At 49.9% G+C, this 17582-nt stretch carries 18 protein-coding genes; 9 read left to right on the top strand and 9 right to left on the bottom strand.

What is annotated here, in order from left to right; translation table 11 throughout:
• The first annotated feature begins 230 nt into the window (after positions 1-230).
• Together secA and ACJ2PR_RS21795 are read left to right on the top strand one after the other, a co-directional pair.
• A complete protein-coding gene (secA, locus tag ACJ2PR_RS21800) occupies positions 231-3035 on the top strand; it encodes a preprotein translocase subunit SecA (protein WP_446862040.1) in 2805 nt (934 codons plus the stop codon).
• Between the two features lie 418 nt (positions 3036-3453).
• Positions 3454-3957, top strand: a complete 504-nt coding sequence (locus tag ACJ2PR_RS21795) for a phosphate-starvation-inducible PsiE family protein (RefSeq protein WP_446878521.1) — start codon at positions 3454-3456, stop codon at positions 3955-3957.
• A gap of 196 nt (positions 3958-4153) precedes the next feature.
• On the opposite strand, the gene ACJ2PR_RS21790 is transcribed toward ACJ2PR_RS21795, so the two are convergent.
• Complete coding sequence (locus ACJ2PR_RS21790; protein WP_446878520.1) at positions 4154-4288, bottom strand: hypothetical protein; 135 nt, start codon at positions 4286-4288, stop codon at positions 4154-4156.
• A 57-nt stretch (positions 4289-4345) separates the two neighbouring features.
• Here ACJ2PR_RS21790 and ACJ2PR_RS21785 point away from each other — a divergent pair, with 57 nt between their 5' ends.
• Complete coding sequence (locus ACJ2PR_RS21785; protein ID WP_446862043.1) at positions 4346-4630, top strand: DUF3288 family protein; 285 nt, start codon at positions 4346-4348, stop codon at positions 4628-4630.
• Here ACJ2PR_RS21785 and ACJ2PR_RS21780 read toward each other — a convergent pair.
• From ACJ2PR_RS21780 to ACJ2PR_RS21770, 3 genes are read right to left on the bottom strand one after another with little or no spacing between them, the layout of a single operon-like run.
• Positions 4627-5268, bottom strand: coding sequence for a cadmium resistance transporter (locus ACJ2PR_RS21780; RefSeq protein WP_446878519.1), 642 nt, complete (start codon positions 5266-5268; stop codon positions 4627-4629). The genes ACJ2PR_RS21785 and ACJ2PR_RS21780 overlap by 4 nt on opposite strands.
• Positions 5269-5288: 20 nt before the next feature.
• Positions 5289-6536, bottom strand: coding sequence for an MlaD family protein (locus ACJ2PR_RS21775; RefSeq protein WP_446878518.1), 1248 nt, complete (start codon positions 6534-6536; stop codon positions 5289-5291).
• Between the two features lie 32 nt (positions 6537-6568).
• Positions 6569-7351 (bottom strand): ABC transporter ATP-binding protein, encoded by a 783-nt coding sequence (locus ACJ2PR_RS21770; protein WP_446862046.1) that lies wholly within the window; start codon positions 7349-7351, stop codon positions 6569-6571.
• A 404-nt stretch (positions 7352-7755) separates the two neighbouring features.
• Between ACJ2PR_RS21770 and ACJ2PR_RS21765 the strand changes: the two genes are divergently transcribed.
• From ACJ2PR_RS21765 to ACJ2PR_RS21755, 3 genes are all read left to right on the top strand, one after another.
• Complete coding sequence (locus tag ACJ2PR_RS21765) at positions 7756-9129, top strand: gluconeogenesis factor YvcK family protein (RefSeq protein WP_446878517.1); 1374 nt, start codon at positions 7756-7758, stop codon at positions 9127-9129.
• A 59-nt stretch (positions 9130-9188) separates the two neighbouring features.
• Entirely contained in the window at positions 9189-9686 is a 498-nt protein-coding gene (gene tsaE, locus ACJ2PR_RS21760; RefSeq protein ID WP_446878516.1) for a tRNA (adenosine(37)-N6)-threonylcarbamoyltransferase complex ATPase subunit type 1 TsaE, read from the top strand.
• A gap of 171 nt (positions 9687-9857) precedes the next feature.
• Positions 9858-10862, top strand: coding sequence for a hypothetical protein (locus tag ACJ2PR_RS21755; protein WP_446878515.1), 1005 nt, complete (start codon positions 9858-9860; stop codon positions 10860-10862).
• A gap of 64 nt (positions 10863-10926) precedes the next feature.
• Here ACJ2PR_RS21755 and ACJ2PR_RS21750 read toward each other — a convergent pair whose 3' ends face one another.
• The gene (locus ACJ2PR_RS21750) at positions 10927-12246 is read right to left on the bottom strand and encodes a dihydroorotase (RefSeq protein WP_446878514.1); all 1320 of its coding nucleotides are present in this window, start codon (positions 12244-12246) and stop codon (positions 10927-10929) included.
• Positions 12247-12472: 226 nt separating this feature from the next.
• On the opposite strand from ACJ2PR_RS21750, the gene lepB reads away from it, so the two are divergent.
• The gene (lepB, locus tag ACJ2PR_RS21745; protein ID WP_446862052.1) at positions 12473-13042 is read left to right on the top strand and encodes a signal peptidase I; all 570 of its coding nucleotides are present in this window, start codon (positions 12473-12475) and stop codon (positions 13040-13042) included.
• A 71-nt stretch (positions 13043-13113) separates the two neighbouring features.
• On the opposite strand, the gene ACJ2PR_RS21740 is transcribed toward lepB, so the two are convergent.
• Positions 13114-13707 (bottom strand): rhomboid family intramembrane serine protease, encoded by a 594-nt coding sequence (locus ACJ2PR_RS21740; protein ID WP_446862053.1) that lies wholly within the window; start codon positions 13705-13707, stop codon positions 13114-13116.
• A 210-nt stretch (positions 13708-13917) separates the two neighbouring features.
• Complete coding sequence (gene thyX / locus ACJ2PR_RS21735) at positions 13918-14640, bottom strand: FAD-dependent thymidylate synthase (RefSeq protein ID WP_446862054.1); 723 nt, start codon at positions 14638-14640, stop codon at positions 13918-13920.
• A 175-nt stretch (positions 14641-14815) separates the two neighbouring features.
• Here thyX and ACJ2PR_RS21730 point away from each other — a divergent pair, with 175 nt between their 5' ends.
• Both ACJ2PR_RS21730 and ACJ2PR_RS21725 read left to right on the top strand, forming a co-directional pair.
• Positions 14816-15700: a tetratricopeptide repeat protein gene (locus ACJ2PR_RS21730; protein ID WP_446871103.1), complete on the top strand. Its 885-nt coding sequence runs from the start codon at positions 14816-14818 to the stop codon at positions 15698-15700.
• A 112-nt stretch (positions 15701-15812) separates the two neighbouring features.
• Positions 15813-16415 (top strand): YdcF family protein, encoded by a 603-nt coding sequence (locus tag ACJ2PR_RS21725; protein WP_446871105.1) that lies wholly within the window; start codon positions 15813-15815, stop codon positions 16413-16415.
• A gap of 49 nt (positions 16416-16464) precedes the next feature.
• Here ACJ2PR_RS21725 and ACJ2PR_RS21720 read toward each other — a convergent pair whose 3' ends face one another.
• Both ACJ2PR_RS21720 and ACJ2PR_RS21715 read right to left on the bottom strand, forming a co-directional pair.
• Positions 16465-16836, bottom strand: a complete 372-nt coding sequence (locus ACJ2PR_RS21720; protein WP_446878513.1) for a hypothetical protein — start codon at positions 16834-16836, stop codon at positions 16465-16467.
• 202 nt (positions 16837-17038) lie between these two features.
• Entirely contained in the window at positions 17039-17230 is a 192-nt protein-coding gene (locus tag ACJ2PR_RS21715) for a hypothetical protein (RefSeq protein WP_446878536.1), read from the bottom strand.
• Between the last annotated feature and the right edge of the window lie 352 nt (positions 17231-17582).

Raw genomic sequence — 17582 nt, 5'->3', positions numbered from 1 at the left:
AGACTTTGTAATTTCAGTCATCTCACTTCATCCCTCATCCCTCGTTCGGTAACACGTACTGAATGCGATCGCTTCTCTGCGGATTGCTCTAAGCGGAAGTGATAGGATTGGTATACCCTGGATGAGTAGTCCAGCCCTTAGTTTTGACTGGTTTTAGAGACCAATTTGCTTTCTAAAACAGACAAAGAAATCCCTTCAAAAGCTCACACCTCGTCCTTATTCCTCCTGTCATGCTTAAAAATCTGCTGGGCGACCCCAACGCACGAAAACTTAAGAAATACCAACCCTATATTGCCGAAATTAGCCTCTTAGAGGAAGAAATTCAGGCACTTTCTGATGAGGCGTTGACCGCAAAAACCGCAGAATTTAAGCAGCGTCTCGCCCAAGCCAAAAACGATAACGACGAAAAGCAAATTCTCGACGACCTGCTGCCCGAAGCCTTTGCCGTCGTGCGAGAAGCGGGTAAGCGCGTTTTGGGAATGCGTCACTTTGATGTGCAGCTTTTGGGCGGCATGGTCTTGCACAATGGGCAAATTGCCGAAATGAAGACTGGGGAAGGTAAAACTCTGGTTTCGACGCTTCCGGCTTACTTGAATGCGCTTTCTGGTAAAGGCGTTCACGTCGTTACGGTCAACGATTATCTAGCCCGACGCGATGCGGAATGGATGGGGCAAGTTCACCGCTTTTTGGGGTTGAGTGTGGGGCTGATTCAACAAAATATGAGTCCGCCTGAGCGTCAAAAAAATTACGCCTGCGACATCACCTACGCGACTAACAGCGAACTGGGATTTGATTATCTGCGCGACAACATGGCCACCTCGATGGAAGAGGTCGTGCAGCGTCCCTTTAACTACTGCGTGATTGACGAAGTGGATTCCGTTTTGATTGACGAAGCTCGAACTCCGTTGATTATTTCGGGACAGGTGGAGCGTCCGACTGAGAAGTATTTGAGAGCTTCGGAAGTGGCTCGCACCCTTCAGCCTGAAGTCCACTACGAAGTAGACGAAAAGCAGCGCAACATTCTGATGACCGATGAAGGATTTATCGAAGCCGAAAATCTTTTGGAAGTGAAGGATCTGTTTGATCCGCAAGACCCTTGGGCGCACTACATTTTTAACGCCATCAAAGCAAAAGAGCTGTTTATTTTGGACGTAAACTACATCGTTCGCAATGACGAAGTGGTGATTGTAGACGAATTCACCGGGCGGGTCATGCCGGGTCGCCGTTGGAGTGATGGGCTGCACCAGGCGATCGAAGCCAAAGAGCGCGTCGAAATCCAAAATGAAACTCAAACACTGGCAACGATTACCTATCAAAACTTCTTCCTGCTTTACCCCAAACTGGCAGGCATGACGGGAACCGCCAAAACCGAAGAAGCCGAATTTGAGAAGATCTATAAGCTCGAAGTCACGATCATTCCGACTAACCGCACGACCAAGCGGGGCGATCTGTCGGATGTGGTCTATAAGACTGAAGAGGCCAAATGGAACGCGATCGCCGAAGAATGCGCCGAAATGCACCGTGATGGTCGCCCTGTTCTCGTGGGAACCACCAGCGTTGAGAAGTCAGAATTGCTCTCCAGTCTGCTGGCCGATCAGCAAGTTCCTCACAATCTGCTGAACGCAAAACCAGAGAATGTGGAACGAGAATCTGAAATCATCGCTCAAGCCGGGCGCAAAGGCAAAGTAACGATCGCCACCAACATGGCAGGACGCGGCACCGACATCATTTTGGGCGGCAACTCTGATTACATGTCTCGCCTCAAAATCCGCGAATATTTCATGCCCAAGATTGTCCAACCGGATGACGATCAAGATTTTGGCGGCCGCGGCTTTGGCGATCAGCGAGACGGCGGACAGGGGTTTGGGGCTGGCAAAAAGGTGAAAACCTGGAAGGTACGATCGGACATTTACCCTACCGATCTGGCTCGCGAAACGGAACAGATGCTTAAAAGCGCAGTTTCTTTTGCCGTTCAACAATACGGGGAGCGCAGCTTACCGGAATTGGAAGCCGAAGATAAGATTGCAACTGCCGCAGAAAAAGCGCCGACCAACGATCCCGCTATTCAAAAGCTGCGAGAAGTGTATCGGTTGATTCGTCAAGAATATGATGCGTTTACCGAGCGTGAACACGAAGAAGTCGTTCAACTGGGCGGTCTGCATGTGATTGGCACAGAGCGCCATGAATCGCGGCGGATTGACAACCAACTGCGCGGACGAGCCGGAAGACAAGGCGACCCTGGTTCCACCAAATTTTTCCTTAGCTTGCAAGATAACCTGTTGCGGATTTTTGGCGGCGATCGCGTCGCTGGCTTGATGAATGCTTTCCGAGTCGAAGAAGACATGCCGATCGAATCGGGAATGCTGACGCGATCGCTCGAAGGGGCCCAAAAGAAAGTTGAAACCTATTACTACGACATTCGCAAGCAGGTGTTTGAGTATGACGAGGTGATGAATAATCAGCGTCGTGCAATTTATGCCGAGCGGCGGCGCGTGTTAGAGGGGCAGGATCTTAAAGAGCAGGTGGTCAAGTACGCCGAGCGCACGATGGATGATATCGTCGAGGCCTACATCAATCCTGAGCTGCCACCCGAAGAATGGGAACTCGACAAGCTGGTGAGCAAGGTGCAAGAGTTTGTGTATCTGCTGTCAGATCTCGATGCTAGTCAGCTAGAAGACATGTCGGTGGGTGAACTTAAGACCTTCTTACACGAGCAGGCACGAATTGCCTATGACCTCAAAGAAGCGGAAGTTGATCAGATTCAAGCGGGTCTGATGCGGGAGGCAGAACGGTTCTTTATCTTGAATCGAATCGATACCCTCTGGCGCGAACACCTACAACAAATGGATGCGCTCCGCGAGTCGGTGGGCCTGCGCGGTTACGGTCAAAAAGATCCGCTGATCGAGTACAAGAGTGAAGGTTACGAACTGTTTTTGGAGATGATGATCAACATTCGTCGGGATGTAGTCTACTCGCTGTTCCAGTTTCAGCCTCAGCCACAACCTGCGGTCGGCGCAACGTCTGAGATGATTTAGCGTTGTTCAATTCTTTCTACTTGAGATCCCTGGCTTTCAAAAGGTCGGGGATTTTTGCATTTTGGGGTTAAGCGAGTGTGAGCGTCTGTTGGTTGGTTCATCAACTTTAACCACAACTTACTGCCAGATCAACAGGTAGTTTTTGATGGTGTTGATTAATTAGACTGATGCTTTAAGGCTTGTAAAATAACGTGAATTCGATGGAGTTTTCTCGCTTCGTTATTGGGCACTTCTGCCCCCCAACCCCCCAATTTTGGGGGACTTTGAGACAATATTTCTCGTTCAAAGTCCCTCACTGGTGGGGGATTTAGGGGGCTGGCCGGATTAGTAACCGTAGCGAAAGACTTCATCGAATTCACGTTAAAATAAGCGTTCCTTCCACTTAAATAGAACTGTTGAGTCGGTGAAACAATTTTTCATGCAGCAGACACCAAAAGTTACGCTTGCCTCAAATGAATCTCTTAGCCGCGCTCATCTCGTTCGGGCGTTGGAGACGGTGCAGGATGGCATTGTCGTGTCTTTGTGCGTCGGACTGTTCTGTGTAATGGTGATTCAGCTTCGGGCGATGTTTATTTCATTGTTGCCGCCGTTGCACTTCAAAGAAGTTACGTCAGATATTTTGTTTTTGTTGATTTTGGTTGAGTTATTTCGACTGTTGATTATTTACTTACAAGAACAGCGCGTTTCGATCAGCGTGGCCGTTGAGGTGGCGATCGTCTCTGTGTTGCGAGAAGTGATTGTCAGAGGCGTTTTAGAAGTGCAGTGGACGCAGGTTTTAGCCACTTGTGCATTCTTAATGGTGATGGGATTACTGCTAGTCGTTCGCGTTTGGTTGCCGCCAACTTTTAGTGGTGTTGACCCCGAAAAGCGAATTTTTGAAAGCTACCAATCCAAGGAAAAGCTAACGATGAATGGGCATTAGAAAGCAGTAAATTGGCTAACGGATTGGCTATTTTGATCTCATCCGTTGTCGCTGAATCTAAACTACTTTCTGAATAGATTAACAGGATTTAATTGGACTTGAAATTTAGAAGACGTAGCAAATTTACCATATAGCTTGATATGGTTTGATCCAGTTCAAATAGTTTTCTAAGCGATCGCTCACCTCTAAAACTGATCTATCCAAAAGCTTGTCTAAAAATAAGTTGTTCTTTGTTTAGACAAATAATTAGATCGGTCTGATAAATCGACCCATACTCTTTGGGCACGTCAAATTCTTCTAAATCAAAGCTCAAGAGAATTAACGGATTCATCACTCAAATTCCGCTTGGCATACTATACTATTGCGGTGTCAATTTCAGGCGAGTCAGATGGCAGACAACAAAGACCAGCAGCATCCCTTGTGGAATAACGATCGCCAGGTCGTCGATACCCTTCTAAATGGCGAACCTAATGAGTACAATCTGTCAGAGTTAGCCCGCTTGAGAATGCGCTACAACGATTTTCCGGGTGCGAGAGACATCAAATCTGACCTCGATAATATCCTCAAAAAGTGGCAACTGACCGAAGAAAAGCTCTATGAAAAAACTCGCCAGATTCATGAGATTGGGCAGGTTTATAAAGGGCGTGGAGTTAAGCGAGATGACTGGAGTTAGCTAGAAAAACCTGGAATCAGTAACCAGGATGTATTCTCAGCTAAAATGTAAATTCCTAAACCAATGAGAACGATCGTCCCCAACACAGAGCTATAGCGGGTCAAAATGGGCGCGATCACTTGATGGCTTGAAAGCCAATCTGCAACCAAACACCACACACCCACACAAGCAAAGAATACGCTGAGAATTACACTTAAACTTGCGAAATTTTGGCTGGCAAATAGTGAAATGTAGATGCCAATATTATCGCCGCCATTCGCTAAAGTCACCGCCGCAACGCTGAAAACTTGGGGACTGACAAGGCGATTGCTCAAACGCTTTTGATTCAAATTGTCCAGAAGGTTTACCGTTTGTACTTCATGATCTTCTGACCAAATTAAACGGCGAATTCCAAGCGCGATCGGTACAAATCCCAACAGTCCAATCACAGGTTTAGAAATCAACAATCCGCTAAAAAACCCAGGCAGACTGAGAAGTACGATTGCCACAAATCCTAAATACTGCCCCACATAAATATCTCGTCTATGAAAAGCTACATTCACTTGAGCAAAAAGCAACATCAAAATCAGCAAATCATCAATGTTGGTTGCAACAAATGCAGCAATTCCAGTTGAAGCAGACGAGAGAATCCAGGACATTTCAATGAATTAGTTCCTCGCTAGTTTTGAGGTGGAGTTGGATGGGGGAGGCGATTAGATTGAGGAAGAGGTTGAGCCGGAGCGTTTAAGTTAGATGAACGGGGAGCGATCGCTTTCAAAACTTCTGGGTTGACCTGAGTTTGAGCTTGAGGCGGATTCGCCAAAATCTGAGCAACTTGCGCCTGTTGCTGTAACTGTTGTGTCGAAGAGACTAACCCACTCAATCCGTTGATTAAATTCCGCAAATTGTCTCGCAAGGCTGGGTCGCCCGTCAACTCGTCCAAATCGGCTGAAATCTTTTGAGCATTCTGAAACGTCGCCCTCGCCGATTCTAGCGTCTGTTGCAAAACCGTCAGATTAGAAGGATTATTTAACGCGACGGTGACATCCTTGAGGTTAGTCGAAGCCTGAGCCGCGTTGGCTGAGAGAACTTCTAAATTACGAATCAATTCACCCTGTCCAACCCGATCGAGCGTCGGCCCCAATCGAGCGATCGTCACTCTCAACTGACCACTCGTTTGATTCAAATTGTCCAGCGTCGAAACCAGCGTCGCCCGATTAGCCGTCACCAAACTATTCACTTGCCCCGCCGTCAAATTAAGCTGCTCTGCCGCACTGCCGATCGACGCTGCCGTTTTGGAGAAGGTTGCCACCTCGCCTCTAGCCGACCTGACCAATCCCGTGACTTCCTTACTCAATGTGGCAATCTCCGCCGCCGCATCACTCGAATTTTTGGTCAGCGTATTGATATTCCCGGTAAACTGCGGATTGCTGTAGACATCGGCAAACTTAATCGTCGCCCTCAATAGCTCATCGGTACTGATGCCCAGCGCCCCACTCAGCCGCGATCCTTCACAGAGAATTAGTTCTCGATTGCAGTCTTTATCCAACGGTTTTGCCGCGATCGCCCCTTCTGGTAAAGGTTTACGAGGCACAATATCCAACACGGTTTCGCCCAGTAACCCTGACTGATTCACCGTCACTTCTGAATCGCGAGGAATGATCAAATCAGCAGGCGCGATCGCCATTTCTACAGCCACCCCATTAGGGCCAGGCGCGAGACGAGAAATCCGACCCACGGTCACCCCTCGATAGCGCACAGGTGAACCCGATTGAACGCCCCCGATCGTCGCAAAATCCACCGTTACCGCAAAACTGCGATTCCCCGGATTCATCCCCCGAACCCACATCACCAGGCCGACAAACAGCCCAACTCCCGCCAAAATAAACAGTCCCACAGAGCCTTCTCGAACCGTTCGCGATCGCAAAGCAAGATTCCTCCCAGGAAATCGCATAGTCTCTACCCAGTCACTTGTATTGGCCCTTCCACACTGCCGCTAAAAAACTGCCGAATCAGCGGATTATCTGTGGTATCAATCTCGTGAACTTTCCCCTGCCATTGAATTTTGCCGTGATGGAGAAACACAACTCGATCAGCCGTGCGGCGAATCGTGCTTTGCTGGTGTGTCACCATTACATAACTCTGACAGCCCCCCTGAATGCGCTGTAGATGCCTGACGAGATCTTCAATCACCGTAGAGGCGATCGGGTCGAGTCCCGCAGTTGGCTCATCGTAGAGTAACATGTCTGGCGTATCGTCCGGGTTATCTGGATTAGCCATAATCGCCCGCGCAAAGCTGACCCGCTTTCTCATGCCCCCCGAAAGCTCCGCAGGATATTGCCGACGAATATCAGCCAGCCCAACCATCTCCAATCGTTGAGAGACCAGTTCTCGAATCCGACGACGCGGTAGGCGAGAGTGTTGGTAGAGCAGGAACCCGACATTCTCCTCGACGGTCAAAGAGTCAAACAAAGCGGCCTGCTGGAAGACCATGCCAATATTGAGCGTCCCGACCTCATCTTCGAGCAATCCCTGGCGCAGTCTGCCCCCGATATAAACTTCACCCGCATCAGGAGCCAATAGCCCAGCAATAATTCTTAGCACCGTAGACTTGCCAGTGCCCGAAGGGCCAATAATTGCCAGCGCCTCACCCCGATAAATCGTCAAATCTGCGTGATCCAGGACAACATTTTGCCCAAAGGTCTTACAGATTCCCTTAAGTTCGACCAGCGGCTCAACCATTTGCTTGAGAATTAGAACAGGGTAGGGGAAGGGAGGAGGGAGGAGGGAGGAGGGAGGAAAGAAATTGACTCTATTGGTAGGAATGTCGATATCTCTGACTTCGATTTTGATAGATTGCGATCGCCTGTTTGAAGTTTTGCTTAAGCAGCCCGAAATTTGAAGCGCAAACGGCGATCGCCCGCGATGATCACTCTAGCTCTCGCTGTTACGACTCTACCAGAATCATCTACTCTCCTGCCTTCCGCCAAAAGCACACTTTCTCTCCTCCCTCATCCCTCATCCCTCACCCCTCATCCCTCACCCCTCTGTCTTTCCTCTTCTCAACTTGAGTTATCCTGCTGCTAAAGGTAAGGTTCATCATTGATGCAGTCAGCCCCTATCTTCTGTTCCTGGTGTAGAGCGTAATGACAACAAACAGCTTAATTAAACAGGCAATGCGGACGTTTCGGCAGGAATCCCGCCATTTTACGCCCTTCTGGTTAGGGCAATGGTTTAAGTGGCTGGCTCCGGGCTTGCTGGTCAAACGGTGGATGTTGATCAGTGCGGGAGGAGTCTTGCTGGTGAGTTTGGGGTTGGCGATTTGGGTCAAGCTGACACCCGTTTTTTATCTGACTCAGTTTGCAGGAGATTTGTTAGAAACCATTACGCGATCGGTGCCCAGCTATATCAGTGGCCCGCTGGTATTGGTGACTGGCATCTTGCTGATCCTCTGGGGGCAGACCCGGACGTTTGGTGCTATTACCGAAGTGCTGATGCCCGATCGCAGTGAAGAACTGGTCGATGTGTTGCTTACGGCTCGTCGGCTCAATCGCGGGCCCAGAATCGTGGCGATCGGCGGTGGAACGGGCCTGTCTACGCTCTTACGAGGACTCAAACGATCGAGCGGCAATATTACAGCGATCGTCACCGTAGCGGATGATGGTGGCTCGTCGGGGCGATTGCGTCGAGAGATTGGGGTTTTGCCTCCTGGCGACATTCGCAACTGTATCGCAGCCCTGGCCGACGAAGAAAAACTGCTCACAGAATTGTTTCAATACCGCTTTAAAGCCGGAGATGGATTGGTCGGTCACAGCTTTGGGAATCTATTTCTCACGGTTTTGAGCGAGATTACCGGAGATTTTGAGCAAGCCATTACCGCAAGTTCCAAAGTATTAGCCGTGCGCGGTCAGGTCTTACCCGCCACCCTCAGCGATGTGAAACTCTGGGCAGAATTGGCAGACGGGCGACGCATCGAAGGCGAATCGAGCATCACAGAAGCGGGCGGCAAGATTGTTAAAATCGGCTGCACCCCTCCCAACCCGCCGGCCGTCCCCAGAGCCTTAGACGCGATTTATAAAGCCGACTATATTATCATCGGGCCGGGCAGCCTCTACACCAGCGTCATTCCTAACCTGCTGGCTCCCGAAATTGCAGCGGCGATCGACCAGCGTGAAGTCCCCTGTGTTTACGTCTGCAACATCATGACTCAGCCTGGGGAAACCGATGGCTACAGTGTGGCAGATCACATTCGAGCGATCGATGCCGCCTGTGGAAAGCAGCTATTTGATGCCGTTCTGGTACAAAAACAGTCTCCATCGCCCAAAGCGCTGATTCGATACGCTGAGGAACTCTCTCACCCGGTGGCGCTCGATCGCGATGCAGTGATGCAGTTAGGTCGTCGCATTATTCGAGCCAATGTGATGGATGAAGATGAAGAAACCGGATTGGTAAGACACGATTCTGAGCAGTTGGCGAGAGTTTTGTTGCGCTGGTATGGCAGGGTGAGAGAAGGGGGATGAGGATAGAGAGCGGAGGATAGAGAGCGGAGGACAGAGGGCGGAGGACAGAGGGCGGAGGGATGAGTCAAGATTTTGTGACTTCTCAGGTGATTTTTTTGGCGGATGCGGAGTCCACTCGTCGGTTGGGGGTGCAGTTGGGACAGAGGCTCTCGGCTGGGGACGTGTTGTTGTTAGAGGGAGATTTGGGGAGCGGTAAAACGACACTGGTGCAGGGGATCGGGGAAGGATTGGGCGTGGATGAAGCGATCGACAGTCCAACTTTTACCCTGGTCAATGAATACTTGAGCGGACGGGTGCCTCTCTATCACTTAGATCTCTATCGTCTCAACTCGGTAGAAGCCGCTGAAATGTGCCCGGAGATCTATTGGGAAGGGGTCGAAGTAAAACCGGGGATCGTCGCGATCGAATGGTCAGAACGGCTTCCCTACCAGCCTGATCACTACCTGCAAATTAGCCTTGCCCATGATCCCCAGTCGGGTCGTCAGGCTCAACTCAGAGCGATCGACTCTAGAGGAACCGCGATCGCTGGTGAGTGGGCAAAATTGCTGAACCTCTGATTGGTCTGCTTAAAGCTCGCGTAATTCTAGCGCTCAGAATTATGAAGAACTACTGAAGTCATCCAGATGTCGTCTTTACTCCGTTTTCCTACGGATTCGGAAATTACCTGACTCGCTTTATTCTCTAGCTAGTGATGGGAGTCCCGTAACCACAGATATCAGGAGAGCGCCGTGAACTTAAGCGATAGGCCGTCCCTTCTCCCAGGGGTGGCAGGAGACGTATCGATTCAGTCTTTGTCTCAAGTATGGGCCAAACGCTATGTCGAAAAGCTGGCAGCGCAAGATCAGTATTTAGAACGAGTCTCAGAAAGAGGGGTGCGACGTGATCTGGCCCGCAATCTGTTGGAGACGCTGCGTCCGACGATCGCTCAAGCCTGGATCAAAACCGAAGCGCTTCTTGCGAGAGAAGTGGTCAGACATGAGATTGATTTTCACCTGATCAATCCGTGGGACATTGCCAAAGATGCGTATGACATCTACGAAAAAGCGCTGTCAGCATACGCAAATAACTTGTCCCCAGCGCGGCTCTCGGTTTTAGTCTCGGCTGATTTGGGCAAGATTCGCCATAAATACACGCACGTAGATCCACGGGTAATCGGCTTTGTGAGTATGCAATTTCACTACAGTGGGCAAATGCTGCTGTCGCTGCTTCCCAAATCACAGCAAATTGTTTTGACTGACTACTTCAAAGTGATCGATGACCATCTATACATGCCCTTACAGCGAGCTTATGGAATGGCGGCTCAACATGACTACGACTCTCCTGCACTGCAACTCGTGCAGACACTTTTACCTGTAAGCAGCGCGATCTCGCGAAAAATTGTCTCACGAGTTCTCAAGCTCTACCCTCGATATCAATGTCACACAGGTGCTCTCAACGAACTGTCAGTGCAGATTTCGAGCATTCGAGATGTGGAGATGTTTCAGGTTTATCTGTGGGTGTGCGTGCTAGAAAACAACATTAGCGCGATTCAGCAGGAATTATTTCCCCTCTGTGTGATGCTGTATCCGAGGCTCAAAGTCCGCTGGGAACTGGTGCGCCAACTAATTCACCTCCTGGGAGCAGAAGTGCGATCGTACCTCGAACCTTCTCAGGCTAAGTATTACGCTCCTTACTATCAAGCGCTCTGGTCGATGTTTTCTCCCGAAATTTTTCCAGATAGCGACGATGGGTAGCCGTCCAGTTTGAGTAGTGGAATTGAGTGGCGGACGGTCGAATGACTGCGAAATTCTGTCTAGCTCATCCATCAAATCGCAGTGCTTGTCCTCTCACTCCAGAATGGAACGTGCCGCGATCGTACACAATCTGCCCGCCGACGATCGTCACCTGGGCCCAACCCGTCAGATTCCACCCCTCAAAGGGACTCCAGCCACACTTCGTCTGTAGCTCCTCTCGCAAAACTGGATGGTAATTTTGCAAATCGACCAGCACTATATCGGCATCATAGCCGGGAGCGATCGCCCCTTTGTGAGGAATTTTGTACGCCTTGGCAACGGCCGTAGACATCCAATGAGCCACTTGGGCAACCGTACAGCGTTTTTGAACCGCCTGAGTCAGCATCAGCGCCAAAGATGTTTCGACTCCGGGCATTCCAGAAGGGGTGTTGGGATAAGCCTGCGCTTTCTCTTCTAACGTATGGGGCGCGTGGTCAGTGGCAATAAAGTCAATCACGCCATCAAGCAACGCCTGCCACAGCACTTGATTGTCGTGGGGCGATCGCAAAGGGGGATTCATCTGGGCCCAGGAACCAATTTTTTCGTAGGCGGCTGTATTCAACAACAAGTGTTGAGGGGTGACCTCGGCTGTCACCCAGGCAGGCTTGTCTTGCCGCAACAGGTCGGCTTCTTCTGCCGTGGATAGGTGGAGAATATGTAAGCGTCGCTGATATTTCTTGGACAGCTTTAACGCCAGCATCGTCGCATTCAGAGCAGCCTGATTGTCTTGAATCGTAGAGTGAATTGCGGGATCAGTGACATCGGCGAATTGGAGGCGGCGATCGCGAATTCTCGCCTGGTCTTCAGCATGAACGGCAATCAAGCGATCGCCTTTGGCGAAAATTGGCTCCAGTGACGTTTCTTCGTCCACCAGCAGATCGCCGTGCATCGATCCCATAAAAATTTTGATGCCACAGGCGGGATTGGCTTCGAGTAAATCCGGCAAATTTTGGGCTGTCGCTCCGATAAAGAACCCGTAGTTGACCAATGATTTTTCAGCAGCGCGTCTGAGTTTGTCGTCGAGAGTGGCTTGGGTCGTCGTCAGCGGTCGCGTGTTGGGCATCTCCAAAAAGGAGGTGATCCCCCCTCTCGCACAGGCCCGACTGGCGCTGGACAAATCTTCTTTATGCTCTAACCCTGGTTCGCGAAAATGTACCTGTGGGTCGATCGCTCCTGGCAACAAAGTTAACCCCGTCGCGTCTAGGATAGTAAAGGCTTCATCAGAAGGTAAGTCTGAACCAACCTGGACAATCTTCCCCCCTTGCGTCTGCACATCGCCCAGGAGAAACTCCCCATCTGGCAGCAAAATCTGGGCATTTTGGATCAGCAGAGATGAAGCAACCATGCGTCAAAAAGAACCATTTCTAAACGACTCGTAGAGATTTTGATTATAGGGAGAGATCAAGGTATTTGTGCGGATGACACCGTAAAAACTTTGTACAGTTAAGAGCTATCTGGGATACATCTTGTAGACTAGATGCACAGACATTCCCCTTGTTACACCCTCTTTTTTCCCTGGCACTGACACCCTGATGACTCGCATAGAGAACCCGGCACCTAAAGACAAATCTATGAATAAGGAAGACAATCCCTGGCTTGAGGGGCTAAAGACGATCGGACTCAGCGCGGTGCTGGCGATCGGCATTCGGCAGTTTGTGGCAGAAGCTCGCTACATTCCTTCTGGCTCAATGTTGCCCACGCTGCAAATCAACGATCGACTGATTGTAGACAAACTCAGCTATCGATTTAACAATCCCCAACGCGGCGATATTGTTGTCTTTTCACCCACTAGCACGCTTGAGAAGCAAAACTTTCATGATGCTTTTATCAAGCGAGTGATTGGGCTACCGGGCGATAAGGTGGAGGTCAAAAACGGTCGAGTTTTTATCAATGATCAGCCGATCGCCGAAAACTACATCGAAGAAGCGCCACAGTATAACTGGCGACCTGAAATGATTGGGCTACCTGAGCGGGTTCCTGCCGATTCTTATCTCGTGCTGGGTGACAATCGCAATAACAGCTATGACAGCCACTATTGGGGCTATGTGCCGCGTGAGAAAATCATCGGTCGCGCTGTGGTGCGTTTTTGGCCGCCCAATCGAATTGGAGAAATTACTCCAGAGCCAAACTATGGTAAGTAGGGCTTGAGATCCTACCGTGACTTACAATGGTGCGTCTCGTGTGGCTTAACCCTACGCGAAACGCACCAATTTTAACGTTGGCTCTTGCGGCGAGACGACAGCCAGTTAGCGGCTAACACACCTCCGATAAAGCCAAACAGGTGACCTTCCCAGGAGATGCCCATGCGGGTCGGCAGAACTCCCCAAATCAGTCCACCGTATAGCAAGCCAACTGCCGCAGAGATTGCGATCGCCAGGGCACTGCGTTCAAAATAAGCCCGCGAGAGCAGGAAGCCAAAGTAGCCAAACACCACTCCACTCGCGCCCAAATGAATGCCAGGGGAGCCAAACAGCCAAACTCCGATGCCACTGGCGAGAAGGGCGATCGCTGACACGGTAAAAAACTCTCTCACTGCCCGCAGCATGACAAACCAGCCCAAGGTGATAAACGGGACGGTATTGCTAATCAGATGACCAAATCCATTGTGCAAAAAGGGCGCAAACAAAATTCCCCGCAAGCCAATCTCGGTGCGAGGAATAATGCCAAAAAAGTTGAGTCTACCGCCGACAAAGACATCGGCAATTTCGATTAGCCACATCAGCCCAATTAGCCCACCTAGAATACCAACATGGGTTTTGAGGTCACGGCCGATCGTACTGGGGTCATTGGGGTCATTGCGGTACATGGTGGCTCCAGACTGTGTGGTGAAACACTTGATTTCCTTTCTAGCACAGACTTAAGGAAAGTTAGGGCATGAGGGCGAGGGAAGCGAAGAATTGGGCGTGCCTTGTGAGGTAAATTTGATGAAATCCTTTGCTTCGTTCTTTAGCATGTCTGCCTCCCAACCGCCAATTTGGGTGGACTTATGGACAAGCGTTTGGGTTCAAAGTCCGATTTAGGGAGCGAGTCGCGCTTTTTTGAGGCGATTTGATTCGTACCAGTCGGCGATTTGAGGAACCCAGGCTTGAAAGGGGGCCCAGAGATGTTCGCAGAGTTTTTGGGCTTCTAATTGAGCGTCGGCTTTCCAGCGCAGATCGACCAGGTGCATGAGCGATCGCACGTTGGCCGACATGACCCAATGCTGACGCACATCAAAGGGGATCAGTCCTCTGGCATGTTCTTCTGAAAAGCCTTCCAAAATTCTTTGCTGATAGCGGCGACAGGCTTCGAGGCACCATTCGATGTCTTGCTGACGCTGGTCTAATGTGTATTCGTATTTTTTGCCCTGGCGATCGCTATAAAATCCCAAAGGTCGCAAATAAAAGACTTCTTCGACCTCTCGCTTGCCTTCTACCACATCCACAATCCGTTGTCCTGTGTACCTGAAAGATTGGACATCAAAAGAGATTCCGACGCGATGAGTCCGAATTTGCTGCATGGTGCTGTGGGGAAACCAGCCGCAGTTGAGCACGATTTGCGGGTGTTCTAGTGGGCCGTAGTGACCGCGATTGCCTGCGAGGAGTTGTTTGACGATCACCTCACCGCATTTGGCTTCGTCGGGAAAGCGATCGCGCTCCTCCCAGACAAACCCTTCGGCGTAATCTTGGTGCATCGCTGCGTAGATCGTCTGCTGGGGATTGGGCGTTTGGGAAATGACTTCGACGGTGAAACGATCCATAGGAGGTGCGGCTTGAGAGAAGATTTCAGGTTCACTACCTTAGCGCTGATCGTCGCCCAAAACTCATTTTGATCGGTTAATTTTCGATTCGGTTTAGATTAATTTTTGTCCCCAACTTTAGCAAGATCGATTAAGCTGGCTGTGACCCCTCGATCGTTTCTGGTAAGGCTGTACCGTGCCCAAACGCATTTCTTTTCTCTCTGCCCTGACCATTTTTGGACTGTGGGCTGCCACTCAATCCGCTTTTGCCCAAGCGCTAGTGCCCCACGTCGTACAGCTTGATGCCACTAAGTTAGAGCAGCAAGGGATTGGTCTGATTCAAGAAGCGACGCAGCTTGCTCAGTTTCAGCAGTCCGAGTTGGCTCTGTCGAGAGCGCGGTTGGCGACGCAGATGGCTCCCAAACTTCCGGAGGCTTGGGCGGTTTTGGGTGGGCTGTATCTTCAGGTAAACCAGCCCGATAATGGAGTAGTGGCGCTCAAACGTGCTCAGACGCTAGATCCCAGAAATGCCAATATTTCGTTTGCGCTGGGTACTGCTTACTTTCAGCAGAAGAAGTACAGTGAAGCGATCGCTTCCATTCAGGCGGGTCTCAAGATTAAGCCAAATGTGCCCGGTGCGCTGTTTGATTTGGGCAATGCTCACTTGATGCAGCGTCAAAATGCTGAGGCGATCGCTAGCTACGAAAAAGCGGTGGCTCAAGATAGAAAGTATTGGCCTGCGATCAACAATATTGGCTTGATCAAGTACGAATCTGGCGACCTGGATGAGGCAATCAAGCGATGGCAGGCAGCAGCAGCGCTCGACCCTAAAGCGGCTGAACCGAGATTAGCGGCGGCGATCGGGCTGTACAAGAAAGGCGATCGTGACAAAGCCTTGGCGCTTGGCGAAGCGGCGATCCGATTGGACAGTCGATATAGTGATCTCACATTCCTGAAGGAAAATCTTTGGGGCGAAAAGCTGTTAGCGGATACTCAAAAGTTTTTTGCGGTGCCGAGAATTCAAGCGACGATCGTCCAGGCGGAAGCAGAACGCCCAAGGCAGCCGGGAAGAACCGAATAGCCGTTTGAGGTTAAGGATGATTCCTTGAGTTGAGATTGAGAGTGCAGTAGACTTTTGAAGGTTTTGTATCGATCGTAGTAAGGCGACGACAGTTTTGACGTGGGGGTGCAGAATGCGATCGAGGCAAGTCATGGTAAGTAAGCGATCGGGTCGTTCAAAGCGTAAGTCTTTTCCCTTGTCGATCGTGCTGTTGCCGTTGGTGATCTGGTTTGGGGTGAGGGCGGTTCGCATTTATTTTGAGCGGCCGCAGGCGATTCTGGTTTTGGGGGGTTCGACTTCAGAATTAGAGCGAGAAAAGTTCACGGCTGAGTTTGCGTTAGAGCATCCCAATTTGCCGATTTGGATTTCTTCGGGCAGCCCCAGAGATTATACAGAGCAAGTTTTTGTGGATGCAGGGGTCAATCTCAAACGGTTGAATCTCGACTATCAGGCGGTTGATACGGTGACGAATTTTACGACGATTGTCGATGAGCTTCAACAGCAGGGCGTTGAGAGTGTATATCTGGTGACTTCGGACTATCACATGCGCCGCGCTCAGATTGTGGGCGAAATTGTGTTGGGGAGTCGCGGCATTCAGGTCAAGCCGATCGCCGTTCCGTCTGACCAACCTCAAGAGCCGCTGTCTAAGGTGATTCGCGATGGGAGTCGAGCAATTTTGTGGGTGACAACGGGGCATACGGGAGCCGATTGGCATCGATCGCTGGCAGGTCATTAAGGGAGCCGCAAATTGAATTATCAACGACCCCCAGACTTCTATAGTTGTTCTATAGCTGAATGGTCTTTTTGTTGTGCAATTCCTCCAGGTGTATGAGTGAACCAGCGCCCATGACAATATCGAACTTCATTAGAGAACGTTGCACTTGATAGCCCGCTAACACGCGAATCACTTGATATTCAGTCGTCAAATCACTCGTGCCATCCCATTTGAGATAGGCCAGCTGACTTGATGCAATTTCACTCAATTGTTCAACAAACTCTTCAATACAATTTCTCACATCTGAGAGAATGCCAGAGGGCATGAAGATTAATCGATCTTGCAAATCCAAGGTAACGGTGACTTGATATCGTCTCACTAACGAGCATTGCAACTCAAAGCTAAACGAAACCGAGTCAGGAAGGTGTCTCCTAACGGCCATGTTGTTTTATCCTCTCTATTTAGTTCAAAGAGGATAGGAACGCTGACGGCTCAAACGTTCCCCCATCGTATGAAGTGTATGCAGGATCTTGATTCCAACCTTTCAAGATCCCATCGCAAAGCAGACGTAGTACAATCATGAACGCCTCCGAAGTTAGTGCAATTAACTTAGGTGGAAGTCCTCGGAGATTTGATCTCGTAAATCAGATTTCCGGGGCGTGATCTCCACCTGCGGACATCTTACACAGATTTTTGATTTTTTGGAATACCCCATTTTTTGGAGAAACGTTAATCAGGCATTTGGGAATCGACTCGTTCCTTGTACCTGCCGTTTTAGTCAAGACACAGAGCGCCTGGTTTTGAGTAGAGGCAGAAACTTGCTCCGAGACTGCCAGATGACTAAGAAAAGCTTCAATGTCTATAGTGTTTCAGACGAATGGCATCACGAACTTGGTCAAGCAGTTTTTTAGGGGCGCGGTTCCATAAAAGATTCTCGGAGAAGTTAGATAGTATCAAAGTACTAAATATCACCGTAATCAACTACAAAGATTTCTTGAAGTTATCGAATTATTTCCTAGCCCAAAGATATTAGAATGTTGAGGCAAGCGTAATTCTGCCTAACTCTCCAATTTCGGGGTGTTATGCAGAGCCTTGTCTGCCCTAATCTCAAGTTTGGAGAGTTAGACAGAGAGTTTTCAGCCTAATCGCCAAATTTGGAGGGTTAGCCAGACAACTTTCAGTCTAATC

Source organism: Phormidesmis sp. 146-33, from assembly GCF_052939515.1.
This window is presented reverse-complemented; position numbering and strand designations above follow the sequence as displayed.